This is a genomic window from Eikenella sp., assembly GCF_057315495.1.
Window position 1 is genome coordinate 25,722 of the sequence record NZ_DBHKXY010000039.1, and the last position, 16,854, is coordinate 42,575.

A 16,854-nucleotide genomic window follows, 5' to 3' on the forward strand; every position below is an offset into this window, starting at 1 on the left:
ACCAAAACCCTCGCCCCGTGCGCGCCAATCGCGCATGATGGGGCAGTCCGTCAACAAGGAATCCCGCCCATGACTGCTTCCCGCCACCACGGCATTACCGCCAACGAATTTACCCACGGCGTCCGTGCCATCGCCGATATTTCCACCGCCATCATTGGCATGGTTTGCACGGCCGACGATGCCGACAACGACGCATTCCCGCTTAATACACCCATTTTCCACACCTCCGCCTACAACGTGCTGGGCAAAGCTGGCGAAAAAGGCACGCTCGCCAAATCGCTCGACGCCATCGTCGACCAAGCCGACGCGCAAATCGTGATTGTGCGCGTGCCCGAGTCCGACAATGCCGACACCCTGAAAGCCAACGTCATCGGCAGCGCCACCGGCGGCAACTACACCGGCCTCAAGGCTCTGCGCCGCGCCAAAGCCATCACCGGACAAACCCCGAAAATTCTCGGCGTGCCGGAAATGGACAGTCAGGATGTGGTAACCGAGCTCGTAGGGCTTGCCCAAGCCACCCGCGCCTTTGTGTATGCCTCTGCCGGCGGCGCGGAAAACATCAGCGAAGTTACCAGCTACCGCCAAAACTTCGGCCAGCGTGAGCTCATGCTCATCGATAACGACTTCCTCGCTTTCGATACCGCCGCCAAAGCCAACAAACCGGCTGCCACCATTGCCCGCGTGCTCGGTGCCCGCGCCAAGCTCGACACACAAATCGGCTGGCATAAATCTATCTCTAATACCGAGATTAACGGCGTTTCCGCGCTCAAATACGGCCGCACTTTCGACCTGCTGGACAAAAACTGCGATGCCAACACCCTGAATAATTCCGAAGTAACTACCCTGATCCGCGAAAACGGTTTCAGAGTTTGGGGCAACCGCACCTGTTCCAGCGATCCCATGCTGGCCTTTGAGGTCGCCGTCCGCTCTGCTCAGATTATCCAAGAAACCATTGCCAGCGCCTTCTTGTGGGCAATGGACAAGCCCATGCACCCCAGCCTAATTGAAGACATCATCATGGGCATCAACGCCAAGCTGGCTGAATACGTCAATAAAGGCTACATCCTCGGTGCTCGTGTGTTCTTGGATAAAGGCAAAGTAACCCCGCAAGCCATCCAAGCCGGCCAGTTTGCCTTTGATTACGAATGGACTTATGTGCCGCCGCTGGAAAACATGGTTTTCAACCAGCACAACACCGACACGTTCTTTGTGAATTTGGTGGACAAGGTAATCAGCTTTGCCAGCAACTTAAAAGCCACCACCATTTAAGGACAATACACCATGAAAATGCCCCGCATCCTCAAAGGATTTAACTTATTCGTCGATGGCGAAAACCAATACGGCGTCATCGCCGATGTAACCCGCCCCAAAATCGCCCGCAAAACCGAAGACTACACACCGGGCGGCGCCATGATGGAAATGACCGTGGTGCACGGCTTTGAAAAAATGGAGCTGGAAATCACAAGCAAAGGCTACGACGCCGATATGCTGCGCTCCATGACTTCCAGCATCAACGGCAAGCTCATCCGCTACCAAGGCGCCCTGCAGCAAGAAGACGGCGGCACCTACCAAGAGCTCAAGGGTGAAGCCCGTGGCCGCATTATTGAAGCCGACCCCGGCAGCGACAAGCAGGGCGAAGGCGGTGAGCACAAATTCAAAATCGCGCTTGTCTATTGGAAAGAAACCCTCGACGGCCAAGAGATTTTGGAGCTCGATGTATTAGCCAACAAAGCCAGCTTTGGCGGCAAAGACGAACGCGCCGGCCTGCGCAAAGCACTCGGCATGATGTGAGAAACAAAAAAAGGCTGCCTGAATTTTCAGGTAGCCTGAATCAAACATCCCAAGGAAACCCCATGAAAAGCAACCAATCCATCCAAATCAACGAAGACAACACCGTAACCGTCATTTTGAGCAACGGCGACCGCATAACTCTGCGCGAGCCGCTGGGCAAAGACATGGACGGCCTAAGTCAAGACCTCATAAAAATCAAACACACCGACCAAGTGCAAAAACTGCTCGGACGCATCAGCACCCCGCAGCTCACCCGCAAGCAATACGGATTCCTCGGCATTGCCGACACCCAAGTTTTAAATACGGCCTTGGATTTTTTTTCAGCGCCGCCGTCGGCGAGGGCGGAGTTCGAGGCGGCGCTGGCCGAATTGGGCTACCTGCCGGCCTCCGCATCCGAGCCGACGACTGCGCAGCCATCGTAGCCAACGCCCCGCACCTCTACGACACCGCACAGCAAGAGGAGCTGCAGTTTTTTAATGCCGTCGCCGACTGCCTCGCCAAATGCGCGGCTACTTTCGGCGGCGGCATTGCTGCATTTGGTGAAATGAACCTGCTTACTCTATTGCGCTGGACTCATCGCGCCGTGTTGCTCACCCGCCCGGCGGAAGAAGGCGAATAAAAACGCCCGCCGAAGCGAGCGTCAGAAAATCGAAAGGTTTATTGGAATAGCAGCACGGCGGGAATCACCGCCAATCCAATCAGCAACAGGAAACCGAAGAAAGCCCAAGCCAGCATTACCCCGTCGGCCAATAGGCGGATTGGTGAGTAGTCGCGGTACATTTTAAATCTCCCATCAAGAGGCAAACATGGCAAAAGACCTTGTACTTAATATTATTATGCGAGCCAGCGATAAAGCAAGCGGTGCGTTTACCAAGCTATCCCGCGCCGCCCGTGGCTTGAGTGGAGTGTTGCAGGAAAACCAACAAAAGCTGCGCGCCGTGCAGCAAACTATGCGCCAATCCAATGCCTACGGCGATTTGCAGCGCAAGATGCAGCAAGCGGCTGCCGAAAGCGACAGGCTCACCCGCGAAATCAAACAGCTCACCCGCGAAATCGCCGCCCAAGGTGCGCCAACCACTGCCCAAGCTGCCCGCATGAAACAGCTTGAGGCCGCCAGCCGTGCCGCTGCCGCCAAAGAGCAAAAGCTGGCCGATGAGAGCCGCCAGTTATCCCGTGAGCTGCACAAGGCCGGTTTCGATACCAAGAATTTCGCCAATGAACAAATGCGCCTGCAGCGCGAAGCCGCCAGATCCACCGCCGAAATCAGCCGGCAGAAAGCCGCGCTCGACCGTTTGGAAAACGCACAAAAAGGCGTATCCAATGCCAAAGCCGCCGCCGGCCGATGGGGTGCGGCCGGTGTGGCCGCTGGTGCCGGAGCGGTTGCCATCAAGCGCGGCCTAAGCGTGCCGATTCGGGATTTCGCCGACGCTGAAAACGCCGGCATGGATTTGCGCGTAGCCATGATGGATAGCAGCGGCAAAGTGGCTGCCGCCTACAAAGACATCGACACCTTAGCCACTCGCCTCGGCGACCGTCTCCCGGGTACCACCGCCGACTTTAAAAACCTAATGACGATGCTTATTCGTCAAGGCATGAGCGTCAAAACCATCCTTGGCGGTACGGGTGAGGCAGCCGCCTATCTCGCTGTGCAGTTACGCAAGAGCCCGGAGGAAGCTGCCGAAATGGCCGCCAAGCTGCAGGATGCCGTGCGCGCCACCGAAGGCGAAATGCTCGGTTTGGTTGATACCGTGCAGCGCATGTACTACGCCGGCGTCGAAGACCAAAACATCCTCGGCGCATTCGCCAAGCTATCCCCCGCCCTCGATATTGCCAAAATCAAAGGCGAGGAAGCCTTGCGCACATTCGGCCCGCTGATTGCCATGCTCGACCAAGCCGGCCTCTCCGGTGAAAGCGCCGGCAATGCCCTGCGCAAAGTGTTTACCCGTGCCATGAATGGTGCCAATGTGCGCAAAGCACTAGAGGATGCCGGAGTTTCACACTTAAATATCGACTTTACCGATGGTAAAGGCGAGTTCGGCGGCATCGAAAATTTTTACACCCAAATCGCCAAATTGCAGCAGGTAAACACAGAGAAACGCCTGCAAATCCTAAAGGATATTTTTGGCGATAATGCCGAAACCCTGCAGGCATTGAATACCATGATCGAAAAAGGCCAGGCTGGTTACAATGAATTTGCCGCCAAGCTGCAGAATCAGGCCAGCCTGCAACAGCGTATCGATGCCACCCTCGGCACCGTAACCAATCTATGGGATGCCGCCAGCGGCGCGTTTACTAATTTCATGGTCGAGCTCGGCAGTAGTATTCAAGGCGAGCTGCGCACCGTCATTGGTTGGATTAACGACATCTCCGTCGGCTTGAGTAACTGGACAAAAGAACACCCCAAAGCTGCCAACGCTATCCTAAAAGTCATTGCGATAGTAGGCATTGCATTGGCCGTATTTGCTGCACTGGCAGCGGTGATTTCCGCCGTCATCGTGCCGCTGGCCGTGATGAAATTAAGCTGGGTAACGTTGGCTGCTTCCAGCGGCGCGGCCGTTGGAAAAATCGGCCTGCTCACGCGGGCATTTACCCTGCTTGGCAGCGCTTTCCGTGGGCTTATCTCTATGATGATAGCCAACCCCATGCTTATCGCCATCGTGGCTGTGGTCGGCGCGCTGTATTTGCTCTATACCCATTGGGAGAGTGTCAAAACCGCCCTCATTGCCGGGTGGCAGAAAATTGACACCGCATTTGCAAGAAACCCAATTCTCAACTTTATTTTTCCGATAGTCGGCCTCGCCCGTCTCCTTGTAAATAACTGGAATATTGTCGCCCCGTTTTTTGTTGGAATGTGGCAGCGCATCAAATCATTTTTCAGCGGTGGCATTTCCGGCATCACTGCCCAAATCGTCAATTGGTCACCGCTCGGCCTGTTTTATCGAGCCTTCGCCGCTGTGCTGCGCTGGTTTGGCATTGAGCTACCGGCCAAACTCTCTACCGCCGGCCGCAACATGATCCAATCACTGGTTAACGGCATCAAATCCATGCTGCCCGACCTCTCTGGCGTTTGGCGGCAAACCACCAACCTATTTAACGGCCTCGGCAACAGCGCCCGTCGTGCGCCAGGCGCGGTAGGCAGCGCAGCTGGCGGCCGCCTCGCCAAAGGTTTTTCCGTCGGCGGCTACACCGGCGCTGGCGGCATCAACCAAATTGCCGGCCTCGTGCATCGCGGTGAGGTGGTATTCAGCCAGGCCGACGTGCGCCACTTTGGCGGTTGGCGCGCTGTAGAAGCCTTGCGCACCGGTGGCCTGCGCGCCCTGCAGTCTTTAGGTGGCGGCAATGCCAACCCAGCGCCTGCTTTGGCTGGCGCCGGCGGCGTTACCATTAACGTCTATGCCGCCCCAGGCCAAGACGAGCGCAGCATCGCCCGTGCTGTGGCTGCCGAATTGGATAAACGCCAAGCCCAGGCTGCGCGCCGCGCTAATTCACGCTATCAAGACAAGGATTAACCCATGCCACTCGCTACCCTCGGCTTTTTCGTATTCCACACCGCCACCATCCCCTACAACGGCATCGACCGCAGCCAAAGCTGGCGGCATCCGCACAAAAGCATTGTCGGCAACGACAGCCCGCCGCCATCGCAATACACCGGCAAAGAGCCGGACACCATCACTATTCAGGCCGAACTGCGCCCGGAAGTTACTGGCGGCGACATGAGCATCAACCTGCTGCGCAGCATGGCTAATGGCGGCAAGCCGTGGCCGCTTATTCTCGGCACCGGCCAGCTGCTCGGTAGCTACGTCATCACCGATATTCAAGATAAGCAAAGCCAGCTGATGTATGACGGCAAAGCCCGCGCCATCAGTTTTAGCATGAACCTGAAAAAAGTAGCCGACCACGCCTTCGGCTTGGAAGGTGAAGCGCTCGGCCTCGCCGTCGGCATGGTGCGCAGCTTGGTGGGAGTGTAGCCATGAGCCTGCTCGACACCGTGGCGGATGCCGCCAACAAAGTATTTGCCGCGCTCACCGATAGCGGCGGCCGCCATCTCACGCCGGTCGCCCGCCTCACCATCAACGGCCAGCCATTCGGCAGCGCCACCCTCTCGCGCATTGTCAGCATCGACCTCACCGACAAACGCGGTTTCGAGGCCGACGAACTCACCATCGAGCTTGACGACTATGATGGCGCCATCGCCATCCCTAGTCCGGGCAGTAAAATCACCCTGCATCTCGGCTATCAGGAAACCGGCATTGTTGATAAAGGCGAATACCTGTTTTCCGAGTTCACTCACACCGGCGCCCCCGACCGCCTAAACATCACCGCCCGCGCCGCCGACCTTGCCGAAACCCTTGCCCAGCAGAAAGAGCGCAGCTGGCACAAAAAAACGCTCTATCAAATCGTCGAAGCCATCGCCAAAGAGCACCGCTATCCATACCGCATTGCCGAGCAATACAAGCAGGAAACCATCGCCCATATCGACCAAACCAACGAGAGCGACGCCAGCTTCCTCTCCCGCCTTGCCGAACGCTATGATGCCATCGCAACCGTCAAAGCCGGCCGCTTGCTGTTTATCCCAGCCGGTGAGGCGCAAACCGCCGGCGGTGCGCCCATCCCGCCGCTCACCATCACCCGTGCCAGCGGCGACAATCACAGCTTTAACTACTCGGCCACCAACGCCTACAATGCCGTCCGCGCCTACTACACCGACAAACGCACCGGCCGCCGCAAAGAGGTCGTTATCAACAAAGACAACCTCGAGCCCCAGCGCAAAACCGAAACCCGCAAAACCCGCCGCCGGCGCAGAGATGGCAGCCGCACCATCACCCGCACCGTTGAAACCACCCGACGCATCAACACCGACGGCCTCAAAATCAAAACCCTGCGCCACCTCTACGCCAGCGAGCAAACCGCCCTTACTGGTGCCCGCGCCGCTTTCCGCCGCCTCTTGCGCGGTGCTGCGCAATTCAGCCTTACCTTGGCTGTCGGCCGCCCCGACCTCACACCGGAAACCCCCGTCAGCGTGTCCGGCTTTAAACCCGAAATCGACAGCCAGCAATGGCTGATTAAAGAAATCAGCCACCGCCTCGACAGCAGTGGCTACAGTTGCAATATCCAGCTCGAGGGGCAAATCAACCTCGACGAGCCGACAAATGGCGGGGAGAAGTCAACGCCCAGCAAAAAGGCTACCTGAAAATTTCAGGTAGCCTGATTCGCTTACACCGCAAAGATCCTGCGCAGCCGCTGCAGCGCAGCATTCTCGTTTTCATGCAATTTATTATCAGCTGCTGCCACCTCTTCAGCCTGCTGCAATACTGCCTCCTTCATTTCCGGCATCGTTCGGCTGATGGTGAGTGCGGCAAAATCAAAATCCATTGCCATCGGCAGCGGCCATTCTTTGACCTGCTCCTTGGCATAATCGGCCAGCTCGTCGGCGACGCCGGTTTCTTGCAACAGCCACTCCACTACCGCATTTCTTTCCGCCGGCGCGAATCTGCCGTCGCAGTACCCGATATACATCAATACATCAATAACCGGTTTGTGTTCCTGTATAAAAATATCCAGTGAGCGCTGTGGCGAATGTTGGTACAACCGCATTAAATGCTGCACCACCTGCTCTGCTGCCAATACTTCGCCGCTGGCTATATCCGTCGCCTCTTGAATGCCGCTATAAGTGAAAGTGCGCACCCGTTGGCGTAAGTGGCAAAATCCAACAAAGTGCCCGTCCGGCCACCCTTCAAACCGTTTCACATCCACTACACGCTCGCTATTCTTGCCGCTCTTATTTTGGTAAACCAGCAATAACCTTGCATTACACGGCAATAGTGTTTTTTTGCTATCGGCCATTTTCTCCTCCATCTCAATAGAAAAATGGCGGCCTCATCTTAGCCGCCTATTTTTAGGTATTCAGAAAAATCACACCACTCTGCCGATTTTGGTATGGCAGAAACCGATGATTGCAAAATCATCCGGTGGTGTGTTCGGATCAACGTATTCAGTTTCGTAAATCGGGTTGTCGCTGCTGATGCGCAGCCGCCCGTCGGCCAGCCATTGCAGCCGCTTAATGCGCAGCGCACCATTCAAGCGCAGCACGAATACGCCGTCGCCGCGCTGATGTGTCAGGTCAACGAGCACGATGTCGCTGGTTTTTAGGCCGGGGCTCATGCTGTCGCCTTTAATCGGCAGGCAGGCCAGCTGGCCTGCAATCAGCTCCTCGCGCTCCAGCCACTCCGTATCAAACGGTATCTGCTGAATGATGTTTTCGGTATCAAAAAAACTACCATGCCCAGCGCTCACCGGCACGTCGTATAGCGGCACCAATACAATATTAGGTATAGAGGTTACTGATTTTTTGCTCGCTGTATCTGTATCAGAACCTTTACCAAGAATTAGCCAGTCTAATGTTTTCCCTGCTAGTTCAGAAACTTTTAAGCATTGAGCAAGAGGCAGGGAGTTTTCGCGCCTGCGATAACCAGCAACGGCGCTATGAGTGATGCCTAATATTTTCGCCAATTCGTAATCTGACGAAACATTGAGCGCTTCTTTGGCTCGGTCGATACTGTTGGACAAAATATTTTACCTTAAGAAACATAGCAATAACCTAAAGTACCGCAAATACGGAACTTTAGGTATTGCAATGAAACTGTAAGTAACGTAATATTCAGTCACCACAACAAAACATTACGAACAACTTACAACGAAAGGTAATTCTAGCATGAATCCCTCAAAAAACAAGAGTTCATCAATAGAGCGCCGCCGCGCTCGTTTGGAACGTGAAGACCTTGTGCAAGTCTGGTTTACTAAACCGGACGCCGAAATGATACGGCAGGCTGCGAAAAATAATGGATTGGGTATCAGTGCATTTATTCGCCAGTCCTCTATTGTGGCCGCTCGTAATCAATCCGTAGCTGCATCCTAAGCCCTTTCAGGCTACCTGAACACCAAGACACGAAAGGGCTAATCATGGCAAAAATCCAATACAGCAAAAAACTGCGCCGCCTCAAAATGCGCCTGCAGAGACTCAATCAGCGCATCGCCGCCGCCTATCAGGCCGCGCCCGATGAAATCGTCAGCACCCCGTTTGATTGTGCAGCTTCAGCCGCGAATCCAGCGTCGCCAACGCTTCCTCAATCACCCGCTGCTCCTCTTCCGGCTCCGGGCTGTGCAACATCAAGCCAAGCGTCTGATCCTCTGCAACAAGAGCCGCAATCCGATCTCGAATGCCAGCTTTATCGCCGCTGTGTGCAGCTAAAGTACTACGCAGCAAAGCAGCAATTAAAAGTTCTTGAGCATCAACTTCGCTCTCAGCATCATCTAATTCTTTCAATGCTTGCTCAAGCGCCTTATTCAATTCGTCGTAGGTCGGTTTCTGATTCATTTTTACGCTCCAAGTATTTTGATCAATGGTTGGCAAAGCACAGCGAGCTTATCACGGATTTAGAGCAACTGCTGAAAGGGATGACTGATGACGCCTAACCCCATCAATCAAGCCATCCGCACGATGGCCCAGTCGCCCAACGGCGGCTACGCAGCCAGCGCCGCCATGCTCGGCATGACTACTGCCGCCCTGGAAAACCGCCTCTACGAAGTCAAAGGCCAGCGCATCGGCATTGCTGAAGCCATGCTGCTGCAGCGCCTCACCGACCGCACCGACTTTGCTGCCGCCGTGGCTGCCGAAAGCGGCGGGGTGTTTGTACCGGTGCCGGAAATGGATGCGGCAGCCCTGCTCGGCGAAGACATCCGCGACCACCTGCACGGCGCAGTTGAAGAGCTCGGCCAGCTGTTCGTGCAATGGCGCGAATCCACCGCCGACGGTTTTTTAAGCCGCTCCGAAAGTGCCGAGCTGTGGGCGCAGGTGCGCAGTGTGGTAAACCGCCTGGTATCTGTGGCCGCTCTCACCGACCGCATCTATGGGGATTTTTCAGATGCCGCTGAAAAACCGTAACCAACACGAGCCGGGCAAATTCCGCGTTCAGGTGGTTTGCCCCAACTGCGGCCACCGCTGCCTAGTGCGCGGTAGCAGCAAGCCGAGCCAGCTCACCCGCCAATACTATGTTTGGTGCACCAATCACCTCTGCGGCTGGCGCGGTTTGGGCATGTTCGAAATCATCAAAACCACCCATGAGCCGCCCGCCCCGCTGCGGCACGGCACGCTACCTGAAACAGTAGATGCCAGTTTTTTCATCGATCCGCCGCCAGTAGAAGACCAATTGTTTTAAGCCAGTCGCTGCCGCTTGCTGCGCGCAGCAGGGTTTTTGCCGCCCTAAAAAAGGGAAAGGAAAAATAAAATGAAAGAAATTCAGCAATTTGAGAAACCACGCCCCGCAGGTTACACGCAAACCGCTTGGGATTGCCGTAATCAGATGTTGGCTAAATTAGCCGGGCATGTGCCCATGCAAACCGCCGCTCCGCGCCAGCCGATGGTGCACGAATTGCCGGCCAACCAAATCGCCAGCCGCCTGCTCACCCCGAAGCAGGCAGAAGGGGTGGAAATTGTGCAAAAGCTGTGCGGCCACATCCACCGCGCTACCGCCCAAATCAACACCACTCTCATCACCTACGAGCTGCCGGTGGGCACGCTCTGCCTGCCGGAGGTAGCCAATCTGTTGTGGCAGCTGGATGAGTGCATCATCGCCGCCCGTGCGGCCGCCCGCCGCCTCGGCATCCGCGCCGTGCAGCCGCAAGTGCGGCTCACCGCTGCCCCGCTCAAGCTCGCCACGCCAAACAGACAAAGGGAGGCTGCCTGATGAATGCCAGCCAACAGCAAGCCGTGATCCGTCTCGGCAACCGCCTATACCACGATGCCATTGCGGCAGCCAATGCTGCCCTGTCTGACGGCGTAAGCGGCCACCTCGCCACCGCCGCCTACAACCAGCTCGCCGGTGTGTGGGAAACCATGCAGGCCGTGCACAGCCCGGACAGTACCGCCGCCGACCACATCAGCCACCTCATCGACCAGCTTAATCAACGCCAAGGAAACCGTAATTATGATTAGCCCTACTCCCGATTTTCAGGTAGCCAAAATGATTCAGGCTGCCGCCGCCGAAAGTATCCACAGTATCTACGCCAAAGCCGACCGCGCCTGTGCCATGTATGAGCCGCTGCAACAGCTGGCCGACTGCCTGCAGTCTGCCGGGGTGTTGTTCCAACTGGGCAATTTTGCCGACTACAGCGAACTCACTCTGCTGCTCGATATTGAGACGGTGGAGCAAGACATACGCATCGACCGTGCCGTGCAAGAGTTTACCGAGGAGAGCGGCTGGGAGCTGCGCCGCAGCGAGCCGCAAGAGCTGGCCGGTTACGACATCACAATCATCGTTATTTGGCTGGTTAATCCGGGCAAGTTGTCCGAAACCATCACGCTTACACTTCGATATAGGGGGGAAAACCATGTCTAAAGCTGCAGCCATATTGCTTGGCATCATCATCGGCCTACCGGCTGGCGAATACATCAACGATACCTATCGCACCAACCAGCAAGCCGCCATGCAGGCCGAGCTGGACAACGCCGAACTCCGCGCCGGCCTGTATTTCCAAGTAAACCAAGATTTGCAGCACCAAATCACCGCTGCCGATCTTGCCGCCGAGCAAACCCGTGCCGATTGCCGTGCTCGCCGCCAAGCCGCCGCCTTGGCAGCCGCTACCAGCCAAGACCCAATGGCCGGCGTGGTGCTGGAACCGGTAGGGGAATAAGCATGAGCACATGCCGCACCTGCCGCCATTGGCAAGCCAGTCAAACAGGAAAGGATGGCGAGCCAAAACCAGCGCCCATGCTGCGCCACGGTTTCGCCGCCTGCGCACAAGGCGAATGTTTCAACTTCCTGCCTTCCCGCCGCCCGGCCTGCGGCAAATACCAAACCATCAGTCAAACCACTCAGCGCCGCCGCGAAGAAGTAATGGCAGATCTAGAGCTAAAAAATTCAGGCTACCTGAAAGGAAAATCATGAAACCAAAATCTACCAATCAACAAATAAATCTGCCCCGTTGGCTTGCCGAGCGCGCCGCGCGCCAAAGCGTATTGATGCAGTTAGATATTCCGTTAGTTGCAGAAGGAGAACAGCAGATTGCCCAAAACGTGCTGTTTCGCGCCGGCTATCTGGTTGCATTAGAAGACGTAGCCGTTGCATTGGGCTGGCATGAACTCGCCGACAATATCCGGCATTTGGCCGAAGAACGGAAGCAGCAGTGGGATGAAGCCGTAGTCCGCTGCAACCAGTTATCTCAATCACATTGATTTTTGAGAATCACACCATGAATTTGACAGCCCCCGCCTGCGCCGCCTACAATCGCCGCACTACTCACAAAGCGGCAGCCGCATCCGTCAATCCTGCGGTATTTTTGCGCCCGTCTCGCGCGGGGGCTCGCCATGTTTATGGCGGGATGATAGCCGTCAATACAATACCGCAAGGGAATAGCGGCAGCCTTCTTTGTGAGGTAGTTGAGTCCCGCCCACCTCATCCTGTGGGCAATACACTAACTAAACACAAAGGTATTTCCCATGAACTCCGTTTCTTCCGGCCTGTCTGTGCCGCTCTTCTCCATTTCCTCCCTCTCCGACCGACTGCGGGCCGATATTGCCGCCTTCTCGGCTGTTACCTCTCTGCTTTCTGCTGCACCCAATCACACCTTGGATGCCAGCGAGCTCTATTTCTTACTCGAAGCCATCAACCAGCGCTTTCAAACTGTGCTCGTCGATTTGGAGCGCCTAAGCTAATCCGCTTTAGGCAATTCTGCCGCCTGGCTGCCCTGTTAGGTATGCCGGCGGCAGGCGGCTGCCTGTCTGTTGCAGGAGGCAGTGTATGAGACCAGCACTTACTAAAGTCAGCCGTTTTGCCCAAGAATTTCTCGACAAAATGCCGCCACAGCTGGCCGAGCTGGCACGGCAGCGTTGGCTGAAAACTGCCAACGTGAAACCGGTGTGCAAACCCCATGCGCTGCAGTATGAATACAGCGACGATAAAGCCAACTGTGAACTGTATGAATTTGCCAAGCCGCTGATGCACAACCCCCTGCCGCTGGACTTGAACGCATCAGACGACGACATCTGCAGTTATGCCGACAAGCAGGCTGCTTTGTTTTGTAGCCGTGCCAAATACGGCATGGATATATTCAAACAGCTCAAGCTGGCGGAGAAGGACGGCCTGGATGATTGGCAAAACAGATTTGCCAAGCAGATTAAGGCAGGCAACTGGGAGGCGATTGCGCTGCGCCTTCAGGATGCGCGATGGTGGCGTCGGTTTTTGCGCCGCGCCATCGGCCGCCGCCTGGAGAATACCTTGCGCGGCGGTATGAATCTGATCCATCGGCGGCATTGGCTTTATGTATCGGCTCCCGCATTGGTACGCCGCCGTCAGCAGAAGCACCGCAATCGCGTCTTGCTCGAATCATTGAAGATGGTGAATGAGCTGGGGCAAACCTTCACGCTGGCCGAGCTGGTGGAAAAATCCAACGCCAACCCCGCCATCCGCCGCGCCGAGCTGATGACCCGCATCGCCGGGTTTGAATACATCGCCCGCGAAACGGGGCACATCGGCGAATTTATCACTTTAACCTGCCCCAGCCGCTTTCATGCAGCGCATCATGTTTCAGGCAGCCAAAACAGCAAATACGACGGCAGTACGCCCACCGAAGCGCAAGCCTATCTGCAAAAAGTATGGGGGCGCATCCAAGCCTCGCTACAGCGTCAAGAGATTGCCGTGTACGGCTTCCGTGTGGCCGAACCGCACCACGACGGCACGCCGCATTGGCACGGCTTGTTTTTTATGCCAAAAGAGCACCGCCAAGCCTTCCGCCGCACCGTTGCCCGCTACGCCTGCCGCGACAGCCGCGAAGAGCTGGGATTAGATTACTTTGAAACCAAGGCTGCCGCCATCGAGCAGGCTAAATTGATTCAGGCCGCCCAGCGCCGCCGTGCTATTGAGCATGGCGGTCATGTGTCTAGCATTAAGTCGCTGCTGGCCGATATGCAGACCGAAGCCGGTTTTTGGGCGGCGGCCGACTACCGAGCCTTTCGGCAGGTGGATGCCCGCGTTAATTTTAAAGCCATCGATTGGCGGCGCGGCACGGCAGCGGGCTACATTGCCAAATACATTGCCAAAAATATCGACGGCAAAAACACGCTGGGCGACAGCGTGGGTATCGACTACGAGGCAGACGGCCGCAACGTGGTGGAGACTGCCGAGCTGGTGGACGCTTGGGCGTCGCTGCATGGCATCCGCCAATTCCAGCAAATAGGCGGCGCACCTGTTACCACTTGGCGCGAGCTCCGCCGCGAGGGCATGACTGCGGGCGACTACAACGACACGATTGTCCGCGCCTCACTGGCCGCCGATGCGGGTGACTGGGGCAAGTTTACGATGATTATGGGTGGTGCCACTGCCAGCCGTTCTGCCCGCCCTATTCACCTCTACAAAGAAGACCCGAAAGAGCTCAACCGCTACCAAGAGCCGCGCCCGCCAATGATTCGCGGCGTATTCGAGCCGGAAACGGGGCTTGTAAAAATTAGCCGCATCCACGAATGGCAGATGCTGCAGGGCGGCAAAGCCGCCCCTTGGACTGGTGTCAATAACTCTACGAAATCGAAAAAAGTGGGAGAAGTAGCTGATTTTGAATTAGAAGACGATAAGGTTTTTGGGGGAAATCCATATCGCGGTATGGAGCCGCCGCGTTGCCACATCCCGCTACTGCGTGAAGAGATACTGCAACAGATAGATCGGGTGCTGGAAAGCGAAGCGCCTGCGATTATTAAAGAGCGTGAAATCACCATTTTGCACGGGGCGCTGCATGATTTGACTGCCAAGCCCGCCATTAACAGCCGCGAAGCTACCGCTCAAGTTGCCGCCGCCCGTGCCGCCGCCGAGCAAACCCGGGCCCAATCCGATGCTACGCGCGAATACAAACACCACCTGCACCACCTCGACCGCCTTTCACCGCCGGCCAACAGGCTACCTGAAACCGCGATTGACCTAACCCCATTTAAAACCCCGCATCGCCGCTGGCCGGCACCAAAACGCCACGATACCGCTGAAAGCGTGATGGCCGAGCTCGACACCCTGCTCGCCCGTCTCGAAACCGAACATGATGCGCTCTACATCGTGCATTGATTGTGGCCGGTTTCAGGCTACCTGAAAACCATGATTTAGCCGCCGCGCCCTTGGGTACGGCGGCCACCGGAGAAAATTAAGATGAGCGAAATGTTTTTAACTAGGGATGAGGTTGCCAGCCTCACCGACTATAAACGCTACGGAAAGCAATGCGACGTGCTGCGCCAAATGGGCATCCCGTTTATCACCAATCCAACCGGCCGCCCCATTGTGATCCGCGCCGTGCTCGAGGGCAGGCCGGAGCAAGCTGCCAGCCCGCGCCGAAGATGGCAGAGTAGCAAAGCAAAACCAAATTAAACCATTATGAAACAGGCAATAAGAAATCTGCCCATGAGAATGCGGCAAAAGAAAACCAGTAGCGACAAGGTGTATTTTTACTATGACACCTGCGCCAAGCCACGCAAGTGGCTGCCACTCGGATCGGACTTTTTCGAAGCCTTGCGCAAGTATGCCGACTACGAGCAGGAATACAGCCAAGAGCTGACCGCCCGTATTGAGCGAGAGGCCACTTTCCGGGTGGTGGCCGAGCGTTATGTGCGCACTGTGCTGCCAACGTTGTCACCCAGGACGCAGTCGGATTACCTGTATCAGCTCAAATTTTTGTACGAGTATTTTGACGGCGATAACCCCGCGCCGATTAACCAAATTTTGAGTGTGGACATCTACGAATATTTGGAATGGCGGCAGGCGGCCAAAATCCGTGCCAATCGCGAAATCGCGTTGTTTAGCGTTATCTTTAATTGGGCGCGGAAATGGGGCTACACCAACAATGAAAACCCATGCCGTGGTGTGAATAAATACCAAGAGACCGGTCGCCATGTGTACATCACGGATGAGCAATATTGGAGGCTGTACGAGTGCGCCGAGCGGCATCTGCAACTGTTGATGCTGGTTGCATATTTTATCGGCCAGCGTGTGGCCGATTGCCTGAAAATACGCACCACAGATATTAAAGATGGGGAGCTGTGGATTGAGCAAAACAAAGTGCAAACCAAAGTCCGCATCAAACTCACCGGCGAGTTGGCAGAGGTGCTGGACTTGATTTTGCGGGAGAGGGGCGAGCAGAAACACGATTACTTATTTGTCTCGCTCGGCCGCCAGCGCCATCGCGGCCAGCCGATGACATATGCTATGCTGCGCGGCGCAATGGATAGGGCCCGCGAAAAAGCTGGAATCGAAAAGGCAGCCTTCCAGTTCCGAGACCTCCGCGCCAAGGCAGCCACCGATACCGACGATGCCGTCGGCATCGAAGCCGCCCGCGTGCTGCTCGGCCACACTACTCAAAACATGACTAAGCGCTACATCCGCAACCGAAAAGGCCACCTCTCCGAGCCGGCCGTCAAGTTAAATAAAAACCGTCAGGCTACCTGAAAAAACGCACGGGAAACCGTGCTTTTTTCATGCGGCAAAATGCAGAAATGTAGAACAAGCCATAAAATGTAGAACAAAACCAAGGCCGAAAATACAGCAAAACCCGCTCAAAGCAGAGCGGGTTTTTGTATTTGGAAACAAGCTGTTTTGTGGTGCCCGAGACCGGAATCGAACCGGTACGCTCGTATTAAGGAGCGACGGATTTTAAGTCCGTTGTGTCTACCAATTCCACCACTCGGGCCGGGCTGTGGTTTGTCAGCCTGGATGATTGGAGGCGGGGGCGCGGATTTTAACCGGCCTATACGAGGGTTGCACCCCTCGCAGCATAAACACTCTGCCACCCCGCCGTGCTGACTGATGTATGGTTTGTTTAACCAATACCGCGAGGCGATTTACTGCCTGCGGCTTACATTCACTTTGGTATTTTGGAGGCGGGAGTCGGAATCGAACCGGCGTACACGGCTTTGCAGGCCGCTGCATAACCACTTTGCTATCCCGCCAAATTAGCTTTTGGCCGACTGTATCGGCCAAATTGCTAAAACTTGGAGCGGGAAACGAGTCTCGAACTCGCGACCTCAACCTTGGCAAGGTT

The 16,854-nt window shown here is 56.0% G+C and carries 23 protein-coding genes and 3 tRNA genes; 20 read left to right on the top strand and 6 right to left on the bottom strand.

Features of this window, described 5'->3' with window-relative positions; genetic code table 11:
• The first annotated feature begins 69 nt into the window (after positions 1 to 69).
• The 3 genes from ACO6EE_RS07160 (at position 70) to ACO6EE_RS07170 (ending at position 2,213) form a co-directional block, all read left to right on the top strand.
• On the top strand, positions 70 to 1,269 hold the full coding sequence (locus tag ACO6EE_RS07160) for a phage tail sheath subtilisin-like domain-containing protein (RefSeq protein ID WP_485960257.1): 1,200 nt from the start codon (positions 70 to 72) through the stop codon (positions 1,267 to 1,269).
• Between the two features lie 12 nt (positions 1,270 to 1,281).
• The gene (locus tag ACO6EE_RS07165; protein ID WP_485960259.1) at positions 1,282 to 1,791 is read left to right on the top strand and encodes a phage major tail tube protein; all 510 of its coding nucleotides are present in this window, start codon (positions 1,282 to 1,284) and stop codon (positions 1,789 to 1,791) included.
• A gap of 62 nt (positions 1,792 to 1,853) precedes the next feature.
• Complete coding sequence (locus ACO6EE_RS07170; protein ID WP_088382953.1) at positions 1,854 to 2,213, top strand: phage tail assembly protein; 360 nt, start codon at positions 1,854 to 1,856, stop codon at positions 2,211 to 2,213.
• 235 nt (positions 2,214 to 2,448) lie between these two features.
• Here the strand turns inward: ACO6EE_RS07170 and ACO6EE_RS07175 are convergent, their stop codons facing one another.
• The gene (locus ACO6EE_RS07175) at positions 2,449 to 2,571 is read right to left on the bottom strand and encodes a hypothetical protein (RefSeq protein ID WP_485960261.1); all 123 of its coding nucleotides are present in this window, start codon (positions 2,569 to 2,571) and stop codon (positions 2,449 to 2,451) included.
• Between the two features lie 26 nt (positions 2,572 to 2,597).
• On the opposite strand from ACO6EE_RS07175, the gene ACO6EE_RS07180 reads away from it, so the two are divergent.
• Genes ACO6EE_RS07180 through ACO6EE_RS07190 form a run of 3 tightly spaced genes read left to right on the top strand, consistent with a single transcriptional unit; the run spans position 2,598 to position 6,982 of the window.
• Positions 2,598 to 5,300: a phage tail tape measure protein gene (locus tag ACO6EE_RS07180; protein WP_485960263.1), complete on the top strand. Its 2,703-nt coding sequence runs from the start codon at positions 2,598 to 2,600 to the stop codon at positions 5,298 to 5,300.
• 3 nt (positions 5,301 to 5,303) lie between these two features.
• Positions 5,304 to 5,759 (top strand): phage tail protein, encoded by a 456-nt coding sequence (locus tag ACO6EE_RS07185; protein ID WP_485960264.1) that lies wholly within the window; start codon positions 5,304 to 5,306, stop codon positions 5,757 to 5,759.
• A 2-nt stretch (positions 5,760 to 5,761) separates the two neighbouring features.
• Positions 5,762 to 6,982, top strand: a complete 1,221-nt coding sequence (locus ACO6EE_RS07190; protein ID WP_485960265.1) for a contractile injection system protein, VgrG/Pvc8 family — start codon at positions 5,762 to 5,764, stop codon at positions 6,980 to 6,982.
• A 23-nt stretch (positions 6,983 to 7,005) separates the two neighbouring features.
• Here ACO6EE_RS07190 and ACO6EE_RS07195 read toward each other — a convergent pair whose 3' ends face one another.
• Together ACO6EE_RS07195 and ACO6EE_RS07200 are read right to left on the bottom strand one after the other, a co-directional pair.
• Positions 7,006 to 7,635: a tellurite resistance TerB family protein gene (locus ACO6EE_RS07195; protein ID WP_485960266.1), complete on the bottom strand. Its 630-nt coding sequence runs from the start codon at positions 7,633 to 7,635 to the stop codon at positions 7,006 to 7,008.
• A gap of 69 nt (positions 7,636 to 7,704) precedes the next feature.
• Positions 7,705 to 8,358 carry a LexA family transcriptional regulator gene (locus ACO6EE_RS07200; RefSeq protein WP_485960268.1) on the bottom strand — a complete coding sequence of 218 codons (654 nt, stop codon included), beginning with the start codon at positions 8,356 to 8,358 and terminating at the stop codon, positions 7,705 to 7,707.
• Positions 8,359 to 8,503: 145 nt separating this feature from the next.
• Here ACO6EE_RS07200 and ACO6EE_RS07205 point away from each other — a divergent pair, with 145 nt between their 5' ends.
• The 14 genes from ACO6EE_RS07205 (at position 8,504) to ACO6EE_RS07270 (ending at position 16,262) form a co-directional block, all read left to right on the top strand.
• On the top strand, positions 8,504 to 8,707 hold the full coding sequence (locus ACO6EE_RS07205) for a hypothetical protein (protein WP_153715834.1): 204 nt from the start codon (positions 8,504 to 8,506) through the stop codon (positions 8,705 to 8,707).
• A gap of 44 nt (positions 8,708 to 8,751) precedes the next feature.
• On the top strand, positions 8,752 to 9,264 hold the full coding sequence (locus ACO6EE_RS07210) for a hypothetical protein (protein ID WP_485960270.1): 513 nt from the start codon (positions 8,752 to 8,754) through the stop codon (positions 9,262 to 9,264).
• The gene (locus ACO6EE_RS07215; RefSeq protein ID WP_003821884.1) at positions 9,254 to 9,733 is read left to right on the top strand and encodes a YmfL family putative regulatory protein; all 480 of its coding nucleotides are present in this window, start codon (positions 9,254 to 9,256) and stop codon (positions 9,731 to 9,733) included. Before ACO6EE_RS07210 ends, ACO6EE_RS07215 begins: the two co-directional genes overlap by 11 nt.
• On the top strand, positions 9,714 to 10,007 hold the full coding sequence (locus tag ACO6EE_RS07220; protein ID WP_485960272.1) for an ogr/Delta-like zinc finger family protein: 294 nt from the start codon (positions 9,714 to 9,716) through the stop codon (positions 10,005 to 10,007). Before ACO6EE_RS07215 ends, ACO6EE_RS07220 begins: the two co-directional genes overlap by 20 nt.
• 69 nt (positions 10,008 to 10,076) lie before the next feature.
• Positions 10,077 to 10,535, top strand: a complete 459-nt coding sequence (locus ACO6EE_RS07225) for a hypothetical protein (protein WP_485960273.1) — start codon at positions 10,077 to 10,079, stop codon at positions 10,533 to 10,535.
• Positions 10,535 to 10,783 carry a hypothetical protein gene (locus tag ACO6EE_RS07230; protein WP_153716832.1) on the top strand — a complete coding sequence of 83 codons (249 nt, stop codon included), beginning with the start codon at positions 10,535 to 10,537 and terminating at the stop codon, positions 10,781 to 10,783. The genes ACO6EE_RS07225 and ACO6EE_RS07230 overlap by 1 nt, the downstream gene beginning before the upstream one ends.
• Positions 10,776 to 11,186 carry a hypothetical protein gene (locus ACO6EE_RS07235; protein ID WP_485960274.1) on the top strand — a complete coding sequence of 137 codons (411 nt, stop codon included), beginning with the start codon at positions 10,776 to 10,778 and terminating at the stop codon, positions 11,184 to 11,186. Before ACO6EE_RS07230 ends, ACO6EE_RS07235 begins: the two co-directional genes overlap by 8 nt.
• Positions 11,179 to 11,481, top strand: a complete 303-nt coding sequence (locus ACO6EE_RS07240) for a hypothetical protein (RefSeq protein WP_485960275.1) — start codon at positions 11,179 to 11,181, stop codon at positions 11,479 to 11,481. The genes ACO6EE_RS07235 and ACO6EE_RS07240 overlap by 8 nt, the downstream gene beginning before the upstream one ends.
• Positions 11,482 to 11,483: 2 nt before the next feature.
• Positions 11,484 to 11,735 (top strand): hypothetical protein, encoded by a 252-nt coding sequence (locus ACO6EE_RS07245; RefSeq protein WP_485960276.1) that lies wholly within the window; start codon positions 11,484 to 11,486, stop codon positions 11,733 to 11,735.
• On the top strand, positions 11,732 to 12,022 hold the full coding sequence (locus ACO6EE_RS07250; protein ID WP_315540244.1) for a hypothetical protein: 291 nt from the start codon (positions 11,732 to 11,734) through the stop codon (positions 12,020 to 12,022). The genes ACO6EE_RS07245 and ACO6EE_RS07250 overlap by 4 nt, the downstream gene beginning before the upstream one ends.
• Before the next feature lie 264 nt (positions 12,023 to 12,286).
• Complete coding sequence (locus ACO6EE_RS07255; protein WP_315540246.1) at positions 12,287 to 12,502, top strand: hypothetical protein; 216 nt, start codon at positions 12,287 to 12,289, stop codon at positions 12,500 to 12,502.
• An 85-nt stretch (positions 12,503 to 12,587) separates the two neighbouring features.
• Positions 12,588 to 14,891, top strand: a complete 2,304-nt coding sequence (locus ACO6EE_RS07260) for a replication endonuclease (RefSeq protein ID WP_485960278.1) — start codon at positions 12,588 to 12,590, stop codon at positions 14,889 to 14,891.
• An 81-nt stretch (positions 14,892 to 14,972) separates the two neighbouring features.
• Entirely contained in the window at positions 14,973 to 15,188 is a 216-nt protein-coding gene (locus ACO6EE_RS07265; RefSeq protein ID WP_485960280.1) for a DUF4224 domain-containing protein, read from the top strand.
• Between the two features lie 33 nt (positions 15,189 to 15,221).
• Positions 15,222 to 16,262, top strand: coding sequence for a tyrosine-type recombinase/integrase (locus tag ACO6EE_RS07270; RefSeq protein WP_485960281.1), 1,041 nt, complete (start codon positions 15,222 to 15,224; stop codon positions 16,260 to 16,262).
• A 150-nt stretch (positions 16,263 to 16,412) separates the two neighbouring features.
• On the opposite strand, the gene ACO6EE_RS07275 is transcribed toward ACO6EE_RS07270, so the two are convergent.
• The 3 genes from ACO6EE_RS07275 to ACO6EE_RS07285 all read right to left on the bottom strand — a co-directional run bounded on the left by ACO6EE_RS07275 (position 16,413) and on the right by ACO6EE_RS07285 (position 16,762).
• A tRNA-Leu gene (locus tag ACO6EE_RS07275) sits at positions 16,413 to 16,503 on the bottom strand.
• Between the two features lie 28 nt (positions 16,504 to 16,531).
• A tRNA-Cys gene (locus ACO6EE_RS07280) sits at positions 16,532 to 16,609 on the bottom strand.
• A 79-nt stretch (positions 16,610 to 16,688) separates the two neighbouring features.
• A tRNA-Cys gene (locus ACO6EE_RS07285) sits at positions 16,689 to 16,762 on the bottom strand.
• Positions 16,763 to 16,854: the final 92 nt, after the last annotated feature.

Bases quoted from the DNA above. Each gene is read 5' to 3' on its own strand.
- ACO6EE_RS07160 (WP_485960257.1), top strand. From the start codon at position 70: ATGACTGCTTCCCGCCACCACGGCATTACCGCCAACGAATTTACCCAC.
- ACO6EE_RS07165 (WP_485960259.1), top strand. From the start codon at position 1,282: ATGAAAATGCCCCGCATCCTCAAAGGATTTAACTTATTCGTCGATGGC.
- ACO6EE_RS07170 (WP_088382953.1), top strand. From the start codon at position 1,854: ATGAAAAGCAACCAATCCATCCAAATCAACGAAGACAACACCGTAACC.
- ACO6EE_RS07175 (WP_485960261.1), bottom strand. From the start codon at position 2,571: ATGTACCGCGACTACTCACCAATCCGCCTATTGGCCGACGGGGTAATG.
- ACO6EE_RS07180 (WP_485960263.1), top strand. From the start codon at position 2,598: ATGGCAAAAGACCTTGTACTTAATATTATTATGCGAGCCAGCGATAAA.
- ACO6EE_RS07185 (WP_485960264.1), top strand. From the start codon at position 5,304: ATGCCACTCGCTACCCTCGGCTTTTTCGTATTCCACACCGCCACCATC.
- ACO6EE_RS07190 (WP_485960265.1), top strand. From the start codon at position 5,762: ATGAGCCTGCTCGACACCGTGGCGGATGCCGCCAACAAAGTATTTGCC.
- ACO6EE_RS07195 (WP_485960266.1), bottom strand. From the start codon at position 7,635: ATGGCCGATAGCAAAAAAACACTATTGCCGTGTAATGCAAGGTTATTG.
- ACO6EE_RS07205 (WP_153715834.1), top strand. From the start codon at position 8,504: ATGAATCCCTCAAAAAACAAGAGTTCATCAATAGAGCGCCGCCGCGCT.
- ACO6EE_RS07210 (WP_485960270.1), top strand. From the start codon at position 8,752: ATGGCAAAAATCCAATACAGCAAAAAACTGCGCCGCCTCAAAATGCGC.
- ACO6EE_RS07215 (WP_003821884.1), top strand. From the start codon at position 9,254: ATGACGCCTAACCCCATCAATCAAGCCATCCGCACGATGGCCCAGTCG.
- ACO6EE_RS07220 (WP_485960272.1), top strand. From the start codon at position 9,714: ATGCCGCTGAAAAACCGTAACCAACACGAGCCGGGCAAATTCCGCGTT.
- ACO6EE_RS07225 (WP_485960273.1), top strand. From the start codon at position 10,077: ATGAAAGAAATTCAGCAATTTGAGAAACCACGCCCCGCAGGTTACACG.
- ACO6EE_RS07230 (WP_153716832.1), top strand. From the start codon at position 10,535: ATGAATGCCAGCCAACAGCAAGCCGTGATCCGTCTCGGCAACCGCCTA.
- ACO6EE_RS07235 (WP_485960274.1), top strand. From the start codon at position 10,776: ATGATTAGCCCTACTCCCGATTTTCAGGTAGCCAAAATGATTCAGGCT.
- ACO6EE_RS07240 (WP_485960275.1), top strand. From the start codon at position 11,179: ATGTCTAAAGCTGCAGCCATATTGCTTGGCATCATCATCGGCCTACCG.
- ACO6EE_RS07245 (WP_485960276.1), top strand. From the start codon at position 11,484: ATGAGCACATGCCGCACCTGCCGCCATTGGCAAGCCAGTCAAACAGGA.
- ACO6EE_RS07250 (WP_315540244.1), top strand. From the start codon at position 11,732: ATGAAACCAAAATCTACCAATCAACAAATAAATCTGCCCCGTTGGCTT.
- ACO6EE_RS07255 (WP_315540246.1), top strand. From the start codon at position 12,287: ATGAACTCCGTTTCTTCCGGCCTGTCTGTGCCGCTCTTCTCCATTTCC.
- ACO6EE_RS07260 (WP_485960278.1), top strand. From the start codon at position 12,588: ATGAGACCAGCACTTACTAAAGTCAGCCGTTTTGCCCAAGAATTTCTC.
- ACO6EE_RS07265 (WP_485960280.1), top strand. From the start codon at position 14,973: ATGAGCGAAATGTTTTTAACTAGGGATGAGGTTGCCAGCCTCACCGAC.
- ACO6EE_RS07270 (WP_485960281.1), top strand. From the start codon at position 15,222: ATGAGAATGCGGCAAAAGAAAACCAGTAGCGACAAGGTGTATTTTTAC.